This is a genomic window from Spirochaeta dissipatitropha, assembly GCF_054657935.1.
This window is the reverse complement of sequence record NZ_BAAHXT010000001.1, coordinates 193,427-207,826: the sequence shown is the minus strand read 5'-3', so window position 1 is coordinate 207,826 and position 14,400 is coordinate 193,427. Positions and strand designations below refer to the sequence as shown.

At 52.5% G+C, this 14,400-nt stretch carries 10 protein-coding genes; 3 read left to right on the top strand and 7 right to left on the bottom strand.

Annotated features, from left to right (window positions below):
- Nucleotides 1-6: 6 nt before the first annotated feature.
- Nucleotides 7-1,674, bottom strand: a complete 1,668-nt coding sequence (locus ACYQ2L_RS00855; RefSeq protein ID WP_460050044.1) for a methyl-accepting chemotaxis protein — start codon at nt 1,672-1,674, stop codon at nt 7-9.
- A gap of 118 nt (nt 1,675-1,792) precedes the next feature.
- A complete protein-coding gene (locus tag ACYQ2L_RS00850; protein WP_460050042.1) occupies nt 1,793-3,910 on the bottom strand; it encodes a methyl-accepting chemotaxis protein in 2,118 nt (705 codons plus the stop codon).
- A gap of 94 nt (nt 3,911-4,004) precedes the next feature.
- Between ACYQ2L_RS00850 and ACYQ2L_RS00845 the strand changes: the two genes are divergently transcribed.
- From ACYQ2L_RS00845 to ACYQ2L_RS00835, 3 genes are read left to right on the top strand one after another with little or no spacing between them, the layout of a single operon-like run.
- Nucleotides 4,005-4,889, top strand: coding sequence for a cytochrome c biogenesis ResB family protein (locus tag ACYQ2L_RS00845; RefSeq protein WP_460050040.1), 885 nt, complete (start codon nt 4,005-4,007; stop codon nt 4,887-4,889).
- Nucleotides 4,886-5,857, top strand: coding sequence for a cytochrome c biogenesis protein (locus tag ACYQ2L_RS00840; RefSeq protein WP_460050038.1), 972 nt, complete (start codon nt 4,886-4,888; stop codon nt 5,855-5,857). Before ACYQ2L_RS00845 ends, ACYQ2L_RS00840 begins: the two co-directional genes overlap by 4 nt.
- A 19-nt stretch (nt 5,858-5,876) precedes the next feature.
- A complete protein-coding gene (locus ACYQ2L_RS00835) occupies nt 5,877-7,520 on the top strand; it encodes a methyl-accepting chemotaxis protein (RefSeq protein WP_460050036.1) in 1,644 nt (547 codons plus the stop codon).
- 20 nt (nt 7,521-7,540) lie between these two features.
- Here the strand turns inward: ACYQ2L_RS00835 and vapC are convergent, their stop codons facing one another.
- The 5 genes from vapC to ACYQ2L_RS00810 all read right to left on the bottom strand — a co-directional run bounded on the left by vapC (nt 7,541) and on the right by ACYQ2L_RS00810 (nt 14,289).
- Entirely contained in the window at nt 7,541-7,948 is a 408-nt protein-coding gene (vapC, locus tag ACYQ2L_RS00830; RefSeq protein ID WP_460050034.1) for a type II toxin-antitoxin system VapC family toxin, read from the bottom strand.
- Nucleotides 7,945-8,148, bottom strand: coding sequence for a type II toxin-antitoxin system VapB family antitoxin (locus tag ACYQ2L_RS00825; protein WP_460050032.1), 204 nt, complete (start codon nt 8,146-8,148; stop codon nt 7,945-7,947). The genes vapC and ACYQ2L_RS00825 overlap by 4 nt, the downstream gene beginning before the upstream one ends.
- A 326-nt stretch (nt 8,149-8,474) precedes the next feature.
- Complete coding sequence (locus ACYQ2L_RS00820) at nt 8,475-10,019, bottom strand: MFS transporter (protein ID WP_460050030.1); 1,545 nt, start codon at nt 10,017-10,019, stop codon at nt 8,475-8,477.
- Nucleotides 10,020-10,202: 183 nt separating this feature from the next.
- The gene (locus tag ACYQ2L_RS00815) at nt 10,203-13,139 is read right to left on the bottom strand and encodes a PAS domain-containing protein (protein ID WP_460050028.1); all 2,937 of its coding nucleotides are present in this window, start codon (nt 13,137-13,139) and stop codon (nt 10,203-10,205) included.
- Between the two features lie 10 nt (nt 13,140-13,149).
- Nucleotides 13,150-14,289 carry a hybrid sensor histidine kinase/response regulator gene (locus ACYQ2L_RS00810; RefSeq protein ID WP_460050026.1) on the bottom strand — a complete coding sequence of 380 codons (1,140 nt, stop codon included), beginning with the start codon at nt 14,287-14,289 and terminating at the stop codon, nt 13,150-13,152.
- Between the last annotated feature and the right edge of the window lie 111 nt (nt 14,290-14,400).

The window sequence follows — 14,400 nt, the reverse complement described above, 5'->3', positions numbered from 1 at the left end:
CTCCTCTTACTCATTATAAGCGGAATTAAATTCCAGCTCTGCTGCTGCTTGCTGCGTACCAGCAGCCAGCTTGAAATAAGCCACGATATCCTCGAGGTGATCAGCCTGCGCCGCCAGTTCTTCAGCCGTTGCAGCTACTTCCTGAACCTGTGATGATTGCTCCTCACTGGTGCTTGCAAGTTCTTCAGCCGAGGCTGAATTCCGCTGCACAACCTGATCCAGCTGACTGATTGCCTGACTTACCTGCTGTGCACCGGAGCTCATTTCGCGGTTCGATGAGGAAATCTCCTGAATCAGATCGGCTGTCTTACGGATGCTTGGCACCAGCCGCTCCAGCATAGCTCCTGCTTCTTCAGCCACCTGTACCGAACTGGTAGAGAGTTTACTGATCTCCCTGGCTGCCACGCTTGAATTCTCGGCCAGTTTGCGTACCTGGGCCGCGACCACCGCAAAGCCTTTGCCGTGCTCACCGGCACGGGCAGCTTCAATGGCAGCATTCAGCGAGAGCATGTTTGTCTCACGGGCGATATCTTCAATAATACCGATCTTTTCGGCAATCTGCTTCATTGCCGTCAGGGTCTCGGCAACTGATTTCCCACCTTCCTCGGCCTCGCCGGCGGCCTGCAGGGCAATCTGTTCTGTCGTCTGAGCGTTGTCCGCACTCTGCTGAATATTGGCAGCCATCTCTTCCATGGAAGAGGATATCTGCTCTGCAGAGGTTGCCTGCTGACTGGAGCCCTCACTCAGCTGCTGGGCCGTGGTCGCAAGCTGTTCGGATCCATTGGACAGATTCTCCGATGCATCCTTTAGCTCCAGGCTTCCTGAACTCACGGCTGAAGCAGATTCCTTGATGGCCTGAACAACCTGACTCAGCTTCTGCTGCATGTCCACAAATGACCCTGCCAATCTGCCTACCTCATCCTTCCGCCGGACAAGACTCTCGGACAGGCTGCTTCCAAGGTCACCAGAGGCAATTGCACTGGCCTGTCTCGCCGCTGCCTTGATAGGTGAAGCAATCCTTATCGAGATGAAAATCGAAAACAGCACGAAAGCAGAGCCGAACAGCAGACTTCCGATCAGAATCAGAACAGCAATAGAGGAAAAGCGATTGACATTATCTGTCAATGCATTCTGAAAGGCCACCAGACCAGTCTCGGCATTATTGAGGAACCCGCCGATGGTATCATCAAGCACATCCTTCCATCGATCGTATTCAGCAGAGGTGACAGTCTCATAGGCCTCATCAAACTGTCCATCCAAAGCTAGTTCTATAGCCTGGTCCTCCAACTCGAACAGATAGGCGTTCGCCTCTTCCTGTCTGCTGAAAATCGCGATACTTGCTTCTTCACGCACCTCTGCCATTGCATTTTCAACAACTTCATCCAGCAGATCGGCGTGATCAAAGTATCTGTCCAGCCACTCCTCGTCCTGAGTAAGCAGATAATTCCGCAAAGACTGAGTCAGAACCTCATCCAGCCAGCGGATCTCCTGGGCCCTGGAAAACTGTCCCTGGTAGTACGATGTGTTTGCAAGATCACGGGATATAATAGAAATGATGATAGCCATGGTAATGCCCACGGCTATCATCATTATAGATACACTGAAAATAGAAAGAAAAATCCTGAGTCCAATGCTTTTCTGCCATTGAACATCTTTATCTGGAGTTACTTCCATATGCTCCTCCTGTGTCCATTCTAAGCCCTCAACACAGGAAAAACAAATTTTGGATGGAATGGCACTGCGCTATGGCACAGTACCATTCATGTCAGTACAAAATGGAATCTAACAGACTCTAGAACTCCGTAAAGTCGTTATCGTCCAGGTTTATGACCGGTATACCCTTCCCTGAGGAGCCGCCCTGACCCTTCTGACCATCACCTGCAAGGGTTATGCCCGTACTCCGGCTCTGCCTGGGAGGACTGGCCGGGGGCGTATGTGCCGTCTTGCCTTGACCACTCTGGCCGGAATGGCCTGAATTGCCGGAGCTGTACTGTTTGGGAGCTGCCAGCGGGGCGCGGTAGGCATTTCCTTCCACCCTGAAGAAACTCATGGTCTGTTTGAGCTGCTCAGCCTGTGCAGACAGCTCCTCAGCAGTGGAAGCTATTTCTTCGCTGGAACCGGCATTCTGCTGGGTTACCTGATCCAGCTGGATCAGGGCTGTATTGATCTGCTCTGCACCCGAGTTCTGTTCATTGCTGGATGCGCTGATTTCCTGCACCAGCTCGGCGGTCTTGCTGATGTCGGCAACCACACCGCTAATGGTCTTACCGGCTTCTTCTGCAATTGAAACACTGCGGCGGGAAACGTCACTGATTTCGACAGCTGCCTTCTGGCTGCGCTCTGCCAGTTTACGGACCTCGCTGGCTACCACTGCAAAACCCTTGCCGTGCTCACCGGCTCGGGCTGCTTCGATAGCGGCATTCAGTGCCAGCAGATTGGTGTTGCGGGCAATTTCTTCAATGATTCCGATGCGTTCGGCAATGTCCTTCATGGCTTCCACGGTGGCGCTGACCGCCTGTCCGCCGCTTGAGGCATCCTTGGCGGCTTTCTGGGCCAGCTGATCGGTGGTCATGGCATTGTCCGAGTTCTGGCGGATAGATGCAGACATTTCTTCCATGGAGCTGCTGACCTCTTCGCCGGATGAGGCCTGCTCGGCTGCACCCTGACTCAGCTGCTGCGCGGCTGAACTGAGCTGCTCGCTGCCGCTGCTGACATTGTCGGTAGCGCTCTGCACTTCACGTACAACCTCGGTCAGCTTGTTCTTCATGTTGCGCAGTGCGTCAGCAAGCACGCCGATTTCATCCTTCTGATTCACCGAGAGATCTGCGGTCATGTCGCCGTTCGCCAGGGTCTTGGCAAATGCCACGCCGAGGGCTACCGGCTTGGTGATCATTCTGGTCAGAATAATGCCCAGAATGAGTGCCAGGAGTACACCGATGGCCATACCAATGCTGACAGTCAGTATTACACGCTGTGCATTGACTACTGCTGCAGCAGCAGATTCTGATGCAATTCGGTCGTTGATAGCAACCAGACTGTCCAGTACAGCCATAACATCGTACATTTCATCAGTAATCTGCCCCATTACCAGTGCTGCAATCTCCTCACGCAGGGAATTCGCACGGTTCGCAAGGGCAAGCATCTGGTCAAAATAATCAAATACCTCGTCAGAGGCCGGCATCATGGTATTCTCGAACAGATCCATGGCTTCGGCCCGGTTTCCGGCCCGCAGCTCGGCCCGGAGCAGACCGGTTGCCTGATGGAAAAGGTTATGAGGACCTTGAATATCTCTGAGCAGCTGGCGCAATTCAGGGTTTGCGGTTTCAAAGGTCGGAAGCCAGCGCCCGAAATTACAGGCTGTCGGATCATCACCACCCTGAAAATCCTGCCCGGACAGAAGCAGCATGGCTACTTCAAGCTCCAGGGCATAGTGATCCCCTTTAAAACGTTCCAGATTTCCGACAAGTTCATTAGGATCGAGAATACCAAGGGCTTCAAATTCAGCATTCAGTTCAAGCCAACGGGTATTGGAAGCACGATATTCCTCGGCTTCCCGCAAAAATTCGGCACTGAGTCTGAGTTCTTCTTCATTTGCAGGCAGGGCTTCAAAAATTGCCCAATACTGCCAGAATTCATCTCGAGCCACATTGAATTCCTGCATATACGAATTGCGTTCTGCCATATCAAGCTGTTCTGACATGAGGGTGCGCTGGGAAAGCAACAACTGCTCAGCAGCGATTTCCACCCGCAACAGATTTTCTATGCTCGGCAGGCGTACCTGCCCGATTTCAGTAATATCGTCACTGAGCTGCATGGAACCGATAAGTCCAATTACGCCCACAACGAGCACAATGGCAGCTACCAGCGAAAAACCCCCGATAAGTTTAACTCCGAGGCGAAGATTCTTCATGAGTTACCTCCTGTAATCAGAATTCTATCCTAAAGCATGAATCACCTGTTTGCCATGCCTATAACAGAAAAAAAAAGAATGATAGTATTTTTTCATGAAATTCCTGCGCTCATTGCGGCTTACCCTGCTTGTCCTGACGGCTTTTGTTCCGCTTTTCTTCCTGCAGTCATTTGAACTGATTTCGACCGGGACTGCATCCGTCCTGCTTGTCACCTTGTTTTCCCTGCTGGCGATAAACACTGCAGCCTGTACCCTGTACTCCCTCTGGCATCGGCCTCCACTGCGGCTCATGAGCTGGGCTCCACACTTGATTCATATCGGTCTGCTGTTTCTGATTATCGGTCTGGCCCTGAGCAGCCTGCTCCGCTATGAGGAGACAGCCTACCTGGAGCCTGGGGAACAGCATCAGTTCAGTGCCGGCATTGCGATTCAGCTGCAGAGCAGCGAGACCCTCAGGAACCAGCGGAATGATCTGGTAAACTGGGAAAGCAGCCTGTTGATCCGGGAGCCTGGCCAGGATATCCGTGAGGGTCATACCGCTGTCAACCGTCCCCTGAAGATCTCTGCCTATCGCCTCTACCAGACCGACTGGGAGGAGCGACCTGCCCTGCGTATCGCCTCTGCAGACAGCGGAGATGAATCCCTGCTGCTGGCCCTGGGCGAGGGCTTCCGGGTGGATGGGGATCTCTGGATTCTCTCTCAGGATGAAAGCGGATATTACTTCTCGAGATTCGCGGAAAACGAGGGCGAAGTGGCTGCACCTGGCCGCATGGAAGCAGTCGAGGGACTTGCACGAATCGAGCATAAGCTGATCGGTGAGGGCAGCAAGGTAATAAGCGGTCTGCGTCTGGCCTGGGACCCCGGGGCACTGCCTGCAGGAATCGGGGGAATACTTATGACAACAGGTCTTCTGCTCTACTCCCTGAAGCGCCTGAGACTACATCCGGAAAGCGGCAGCATGAAAGGAACAAAAACATGAACACCATGATTTCGGCAGCCATCGGACTGTCAGCACTTCTTCTATTGATTCGCGGGATTCGCCTGTTCAGACCGGCCTTTGCCGGCTGGATGCCTGACTGGCTGGATCTACTGGTCTGTCTGCCTGTCGCCGGATACCTGCTGCAGCGGAGTCTTGCAGCCGGCTTTCCGGCCTTCTCGGGAACGACAGCTGTTCTGTCCCTGCTGGTGCTGCTGCTGATTCCGGGAGGATTTTTCCTGGCCGGATCCGCTGGAAAGACAGCAAAAACGACAAAGACAGCGAACGCCCTGCGCTTCCAGCTGCTGGCGGCAGCGGCCGGTCTGCTGCTGGCGGGGCAGTTTCCGGGGGTGCTGCGGGATCCGGCAGCACCGGTTCCTGCGCTGCGCTCGGGTTGGCTGCTGCTGCATGTCGGGGCGGTTGTCGCCGGCGAGGCTCTGTTTCTGCTGGCGGCGATTGCGGCGGCAGGAAGCCTGGCTGCGTCGAGACGGGGAGCGCGCAGCGGCTCTCATAAACGGGCCGGAGGGACGGAGTCTGCGCTTCGGCCGGAGGGAGCCGGCTCGCGCGATTACTCCACGCAGCATAACAAGGATCGTCCGGAGGCGGACGGCCCGGGGGGCCGGTCGGGGGAGGACGCGGCACAAATCCACGAAGCGCAGTTATTCCGGATTTCCCGGGCGGCGGTATATGCGGGATATCCTTTGTTTACGCTGGGAGCTCTGGTCTTTGGAGCGCTGTGGGCCTACCAGGCCTGGGGGCGATACTGGGCCTGGGATCCGAAGGAGGTCTGGGCGCTGGCGACCTGGATGCTGTATTCCCTGTATCTGCATGCGGATATTGCGGGGGCACGGAGGCTTGGTGCGGCCGGGAAACGTCGTTTGCTCAATGTGCTGGCACTGCTGGGGATTCTGTTGGCGGCTTTCACATTTTTTGGGGTAAATTTGCTTTTTAACAGTGTACATGCGTATTAAAGAGATTATAATCATGGGTATGAAGAGAAAATTAAGCGGCGGCTTGCGTGTGAGAGATATGAATTTCGGGGCTCGGATTGTGTTTGTGGTGGTTGTGCTCTTTGCGCTGACGGTGGGGATTACCCTGATTCTGTCGGCGCGTGAGGTGCAGCGGCAGGCGATGCTGGGGATTACCGAGCAGGCCCGCGGGATTTCTCTGGTGAGTGAGGAGATCCGGGACTCTGTTTCCGATTTATGGGAGTTCGGGGTTGTTGATCAGGAGCGGATGTTTGCCGAGGCCCGACAGGCGATGGCCGGGGTCCGGACGAATGCGGAGCGGCTACGGGTGGCGCAGGGTCTTACTATGTACCCGGCGATTCCGATTGTGGCAAGCTGGCAGTCGATTGAACGCAATGCCGAGGAGCTGGGTTTTGAATTCCGGGTGATTTCGGATGCGCCGAGGAATCCGCGGAATCTGGCTGAGGGCCGGGAGCTTGAAATTCTACGCGAGATGGATGCCCGGGGGGATGAGAGTTTTTTCGAGGTTGATTCCGAGCTGAATGCAGTGCGCTTTGTGCGCCTGATTTCGGTGCAGGATGGTTGTTTGATCTGCCATGGGGACGGCGATGTGGATGTACTGGGTTTCCCGATGGAGGGGATGCGGGCCGGAGATCTGCGGGGCGGGTTTCAGTTCCTGTTTCCACTGGATCAGATGCAGGCGGATGTGCAGATGACGGTGGCGTCGATCAGCGGGGTGTCGTTGTTGATTCTGCTGCTGGCTTCGACTTTTATGTATGTACTGGTAAAGCGGCTGGCTATTCTCCCGGTGCGGGGACTGCGGGCTTATGCTGAGGAGATTGCGCAGGGGAATCTTGATGCTGATATTGCAGTTTCGGATTCGCGCGATGATATTGGTCTGCTGCAGGACAGCATGCTGCGGATGGTTGCTGCGCTGCGGGATATTGTGGGTCGCGTGAAGCAGGCCAGCCATCAGGTGAATCTTGAAGGTGTGGACATTCGCAACAGCTCCCAGGAGCTCTCCACCGGCTCAACCGAGCAGGCTGCTTCGGTCGAGGAGATTTCGGCATCGATGGAAGAGACAGCGGCAGGGATTCAGCATAATTCGGACAATGCCCTGCAGACACGTGAGATTGCAGTGAAGGTAGCCGGCAAGGCTGAAGAGGGCGGCCAGGCAGTTGCCGAGACAGTGGCGGCTATGCGTGAAATTGTCGAGAAAATCAATGTGATTCAGGAGATTGCGCGGCAGACGGATCTTCTGGCTCTGAATGCGGCGGTTGAGGCGGCACGGGCCGGGACAGAAGGACGCGGATTCGCGGTTGTGGCCAACGAGGTTCGCAAGCTGGCTGACCGTTCACGCGGAGCGGCTGCTGAAATCAGCGCGTTATCAATCGGGAACATGAAGAAAGCTGACCGGGCCGGGGAGATTCTGAAGGAGATTGTGCCTGAGATTCAGATGACAGCGAATCTGGTGGAAGAGATTTCCTCGGGCAGCAACGAGCAGTCACGGGGTGTTCAGGAGATCAATCTCTCGATTCAGCAGCTGGACAGTGTGGTACAGTCGAATGCAGCAGCGGCCGAGCAGTTGGCGGCGGCCTCCGATGCCCTGTCGCAGCAGGCCCGGGAGCTTGAAGAGGCGATGAGCTTTTTCCGGCTGGGGGAATGAACAGGGCAGCTGTGGTTCTGCTACAGGCCCTGATATATCCGTAATTCCGGATAGACCCTGCTTATCTTGTCATAGTCCGCATCATTATGGAGCAGGTATAGCTGGTGTTCTATGGCTGATTCTGCGATGAGCAGGTCTATAGTACTGCGTATAGTGTAGCCCTGCTTTCGACACTGGAAATACAGCAGGGCCGCATTTTTATGGGATTCTTTTCCATTACGAAGATTGTAGAATGGCAGATTTTCCAGGTATTCATTGAGCTGTGTGAACTCTTCTGTGGTTCTTGCTCCCTGCAGTAGCTCCTGATATATAAAATCATTAATTCCGTAGCGAATTCCCTGTTCCAGTATTTGATCAAACAACTGTACCGGCTGCGAATTATTTCCCTTGAAATAGTCAATGAGAACGGAAGTATCAACCAGAATCATTGCTCGGTCCGCATCTTCTTGTAATCATAGTCATCGGCAAACTGGATTTTACCCTTCAGATCCTGAAGATTCTTCATTTTCCTCGTCTGCACAAACTCCCTGAGTGCCGTTTCAATCAGTTCACGTTTGGTATGGATCCTTTCAGCACAGCTAAAAGCCTCGCTCACAAGATTATCATCAAGCACAATATTCGTTCGCATAACAATACACCTTCCTATGTGTATAGTAATACACATTCGAGCTTCCGGCAAGTTCACGCTGTTTCCATGCAAATTGAAAGTTGAACTTGCAATTTGCAGGAAATTCCAGCAATTCAAGATGTGCGCCCAAAAAATAGCACAATACCAAACATCTCCATGTCAAAAATCTCTAAGCGACTTGGAACTTCCTACGCCAACATGGCAGATCTGCCATGTTGGCGTAGTTGCTCACACAGGACATGGAGATTTTTGATCTTTTACAAAATAACCTCTCATGTACAGGTGCACATCTTGAATTGCTCTGTGAATCCATGATCGGGAAATGATCAAATAGCGCCGTCGGCGAGAAATTCGCGAATACTGCGGATAGATTTGAAGATGGAAGCAGTCTGGCGGATGCCGAGGCTGCCGCTGTCCTTGAGTTTATATGCGGTATACAGCCCGACGAGGGCGAGGATGAAGCCGAATATGAAGGTCAGGCTGTACTGATGCGGCAGGATTTGTGAGAGCTGGCCGAGGGCCAGACCTGTTTCGGCCAGCTGACCGGCCAGCAATCCAATGGCAAGCGCGATGACCGCGCTGGAAAAGTGCATCATCGAGGTGAATGAGATTCGGCTGTCCCCGGGGAGATTGCGGATTATGAGCCGGCTGACAAGGAGAATTTCCAGTCTGAGAAAGAAATAACTGAATGATCCCAGGAGATAATACAGGGGCCAGGCCAGATTGGTGGGGATTAAGATCCAGACTACTGCCCCCAGGCTGATGCTGGCATAGGCAATGGCAAGCAGCGGGCGGCTGCCGACGCGGTCCACGAAAGGACGCAGGAAAAAGCTGGCCAGAATTGCTGCGCCGGCGGTTGAAATCGAATAGAGAAAGGTCATGTTGGTGGGCATGCCGACTTCGCGGCGCAGGAAGGCGATGCCGAAGGTGAATACGATGAGCGATGACATTCCGAGCCAGTGCAGTAGCAGGACCTGGCGGCGTTCGGGATGGGCCATGGTTTCGCGGAATATCTGCAGGACATTACGGCCGGGGTGATACTCGACGCGCTCGCGGCTGGGGATTTTCGAGACGTAGTATGCCGCGGCGGTGTTGCAGCCGGCACCGATAATCGGTATGAGAATGAGGCCGGTGCTTCCGGCGAAAATCTGCAGGGAGAGGAATACAAAGCTGAAAATCTGTGAGGCGAGCTGGGAGATGCTCAGGCGGAAGCTGAATCGGCTGACAAAGCTGCCCTCCTCGAATGGCTGTACGAGTTCTTTCTGAAGGGGATGATGCATGGGAATGCCGACGCTGCGCATCATGGCAAATACGGTGTAGATCAGCATTATTACAATGACTGCTGCCTGGCCGGAAAGAAAGAACAATGATCCGTAGAACAGACAGATTACTCCACGGACATACCAGGCTCTGGCAAATACATTGCGGATGCCTGCCCCCTGCAGCAGCCGAGGTAGAAAAATCAGGATAAATCCCGAGAGGTGGAAAGCGCTGGAGATGTAGCCCAGCTGGAGGTTGCTGGCCCCGTAGCTTATTGCCAGCAGGCTGATAATGTTTACATTCAGCAGGTAGATGCCGAGTCCGTTCCAGCTGGCGTGGCGCAGGTAGTTGCGGATGCCTCTTTCCTGCTCACTGCGGCTGAGGGGCTCTTGAGGGATGGACGCGTTTTTGCTGCTTCGTGGGTCTTGACCTGTCGGGGTTTGGCCGCCTGTCGGGGTTTGGCCGCCTGTCGGGGTTTGGCCGCCTGTCGGGGTTTGGCCGCCTGCCGGGGAGCTTTCGATTTCTGTTGCTGCATCCGGAGCGGGTTCGGGACCGCGCCTGCGGAATGGGGGGCGTCTGAGAAATGGACCGTGTCGTTTTGAGGATCTCATAAGACAGTATAATATAGCAGATTTTCAGCCTGGCGGACAGGTACATGACGAGTGTTTCGAAGAAGCTCGAAAATCTCCATGTCCTGTGTGTGTAACTACAGCAACATGGCAGATCTGCCATGTTAGTGCAGTTGATTCCAAGTCACTTAGAGATTTTTGACATTAAGACCTCCCGGCTATAGCTCAAGTCCCGTCGAGGCTGCTGCTCAGCAGACGCGACAGCTTTTCGTAATCATACTGCCGTGCGAGTGCAAGCAGGGCTCTGGCAATACCGGACTCGTCGATTTGAGCAATGAGGTCTTTCAGCTCGGAGATATTGCCCATTTCTACTGCTTCATACATAGCGATTCTGCTCGACTCTGGTATGACCTTTAGCGTATCGGCTGTCAGCATAATCTCTTCCGGATCCGCACAGCCTTCATTGTCCTCGGCCATAATAAATTCCAGCCCGAGATGTTCGCCGATAATCCTGTATATTTCTCCTGATCTGAACGGTTTTCTGACATAGTCATTTACTTCGGTTGCCCTGATTACCGCCTCATTCTCTTCAAAGGCGCTCGCGGTAACAGCTACCACACAGGTTTCTTTACCCCCTTCTGATTGTTTGATTATTCTGGTTGCCTCGTAACCATCCATAACCGGCATTCCCATGTCCAGAAGGATCAGATCAGGGTTCCAGACCTTGAACAGCTCAACTGCTTCTCTTCCGTTTTCAGCCTGGCGCAATGAGAAGCCGCAGGGTTCAAGAAGCGCCTGCAGAAGTTCACGGTTGTCCTCGCGGTCATCGACTATCATTATGCGGATAGTCCTGTCTCCAGTCTCCAGACCGATAATCCGACATCCCGGATCTGTCTTTTTGAAATCTGCAGAATCAGCCAGGCCAGCCGGAATCGCGAATCTAAAAATACTGCCTGTTTCCTCAGTACTTTTTACAGATAGCTCTCCACCCAGCAATTCTACCAGTTTCCTGGAAATTGCCAGTCCGAGACCGGTACCTCCAGCTCGAATTCCTTCTCTCGATTGCTGGAAGGACTGAAAGATTCGCTCTATATCCGCTTTATTGATTCCCGGGCCGGAATCCTCGATCTCGACTATAAGAAGCAGTGGCCTCTCCGTGGAATCCAGATGATTCTGATCAGCCCGGATTCTTACCGCAACTCCCCCGGATTCAGTGAATTTTACTGCATTACTCAGAAGGTTCACAAAAATCTGCCGAAGTTTGGATTCATCGCAATGAATATACTGAGGCACGCTTTCATGGAGATCGAAAAGGAAACGCAGGCCCTGTGATTCTGCCCTGAGTCTGAACATGAGATCCAGATCATCCAGAAGAGAGAATAGATTAAAATCACTGGTATTCAGGCTCAGCTGCCCAGCTTCTATTCGGGATAGATCAAGAATATCATTGATAAGGTTAAGCAGATGCTCACCGCTCCTGGTAATAGCACGAAGATGACGGAGCTGAAGTTCATTCATGTGGACATCCCGTTCGAGAATATGGGAAAATCCGATAATTGCATTGAGCGGTGTACGGATTTCATGACTCATATTTGCCAGGAACACGCTCTTGGCAGAATTGGAGGCCTCTGCTGTCTTCCTGGCGATTTCTTCTTGTATCGCATGTTTTTTTTCATTTATGTCCAGACACATAACAACCCATTTCAATATGCGACCGGATGAATCGGTCATTTTACTTGCAATTAATCTGACCCAACGCCACCTGTCTTCTGCGGTATGAAGCCTGAATTCGGCATCGGGTATTGTATTTTCGGCTATGGCTTTCTGCCAGGTTTCTCTGGCAAAAGGGCGGTCATCCGGATGAACTGCATTCAGCCAGCCGTCCCCCAATTCCTCTCCTGGTTTTTGCCCGGAGAAGGCCTGCCAGTTCCTGGACTCCTCTACTATTATACCCCTTGCATCCGCCTCCCAGACAGCAAATGAGGATGCAGTAGCTTCAACAAGGAGACGATAGCGTTTTTCTCTGTATTCCAGCGCATCCCAGGCAGCCTTGCTTTCGGATATGTCCAGAAATGTTCCAGATATTTTTTCTGCCTTTCCCTCTGGGTCATGAAGAACCTCACCCTGACTTCTAACCCAACGGATTTCGCCATCCGGACGAACGATCCGCTTTTCGATTTTATAGGGCTCTCCCTTGTAGCGGGCTCCGTTCACTGCCTCGACTGCCTTCTCCTGATCCTCTGGATGAATCATCGCAAATCCTGCCTCGGCACTTGGGAGACAGCTTCCCGGTTCCAGGCCGCAGATGCGGTAGAATTCATCTGACCAATACGCTTCATTGGTAAGAAAATTCCACTCCCAGCTACCGAGATGAGCTATGGATTGAGCACGTTCAAACTGCTCTTTTTCTGCAGACAGTTCATCCTCAATCAGTTTCTGCTCGTGAATGTCCTGTACGATTCCATACAGCCAGAGACACTCTCCATCAAGAAATTCGGCCTTGATACGCAATCTGAGCCAGCGCTCCTGCCCTGAACCGGAAACAAATAGTGCGTCCAGAGAGGATTCCTGCCCTTCATGCTCGGCCAGCTGGAAGGCCTCATGAACCTGTTCACGTGATACTCCTTCCCTGAAACACCCGGCATATTCCTGCCAGGTATCTATCTGATTCTGGAATTCATGAATAGACATGGCAACCTCAGACCAGAATGCTGATTTATTCAGCAGGTTCAACTCATAGATCCCCACCCTGGTCATGCCGCATACGCACTCCAAAAGTTCATGATGGCGCTTGTACTGATTAATTGCCAGAACTTTTTCCGTGCTGTCCGAGAAACTGCTTATGCATTGATTGTTGGTCCGGTTAACCGTGACAATGAAATATCTGAATGCGCCATTACTGCACCTGAATCGCACGTCATAGGAGACGGTCCCGCGTTTCCAGGATTTCACAAATTGACGGCGGTACTCTGTATCCGGAAATGCTGCCCGGCATAATTTCTGCCAGGTATCATGCATTGAACCATCGTAACCGGTCAGCTCGGAAAATCTCCCGTTTGCATATGTAATTCTGCCGTCCGCATTCGTTACAAGCACTCCAGCCGCTGTAGACTCGAGGACATCTATGGTCTTCAGATCTTTCAATTCCGATTGTGTATTCATGCTGGACTCCTTATGCCATCGGGATATCTGCAAAGATCACCCCTGAGTTCCCGCTGTCCTTGCGTATACCAAGCTCACCACCAAAGGCGTTAAGTATTTTTCTAGCGACTACTGGAGCCAGGCCGAGCTCCTGGGCATACGAAGCCCCCCTGACACTGGACTCCAGATTGAAGAACTCAGCTGCATGTCCGGACTGCAGGGAAAAAGGCTCAAGCTGAATTTCCAGATTCAGCTTGCCTGATTCCTGACAGGAGATGGTCAGAGTTCTGTGCTCGGAAAAACAGGCAGCGAGAGACAGGATTATGCTGAGAGACTTCTGAAGCAGCGACCTGTCAGCCAGAATGAGCACTTCATCCCTTTCAGGAATTTCTATGCATTGAATGTGAATGTGTGGGTCGGATTCCTTGATGTACTGAATGGACTCAGACAGGGAATAGCCGTAATCAACGGTACCTGAGCGGATGTTATCCTCCATAATCAATTGAGAATCTTCAATAAGCTGCAGCAGTCTATTGCCACTTTGACGGAACATATCTCTGTAGAGCTTGCCTGATTCAGACAGGTCGCTCTCGGCGATTATCAGTTCACCCATTCCAAGCAATCCGTTGGCAGGAGTACGAATTTCGTGGGAAATCATACTCATGAACTCGTCCTTCAGACGGCCAAGCTCACGCAATCGTTCATTCGCAATGCTGAGTTCCCGGGTTCTCTGACTGACCAGCTCTTCCAGACGGGAATTGTGCTCCTGGAGCTCTTTCTGCAGGGATGCTATGGTGAGCTGCGCATTCACCCTGGCCAGTACCTCCGCCTCCTGGAAAGGCTTGGTAACATAATCAACCCCGCCCGCAGAAAAGCCCTTGATCTTGCTTTCTGTGTCCCCGAGTGCACTTATAAACAGAACAGGAATATGTATTGTGTACTGTTGTTCCTTGATCTTCCGGCAGACCGTGTATCCGTCCATGCCAGGCATCATGACATCCAGCAGAATCACGTCAGGTAATTTTTTTTCCATTGAAGCCAGGGCCCGTTCTCCACTGGGAAAGGCCTTGATGATGTAGCCGGATGCTGAAAGTATTTCTTCAAGAACCTCAAGGTTAGCCGGTGTGTCATCAACGATCATAATTACTGCTGTGTTTCGCTCATCTGCCATAATTCAATACCCTATTCCTGTGTTTATTTTCTCCATTATTTGCTATTTATTCCGTATAATCAGAAGCATTACTTCCAATATAATAAGAAAAATCAGAATTATCAGTTCATT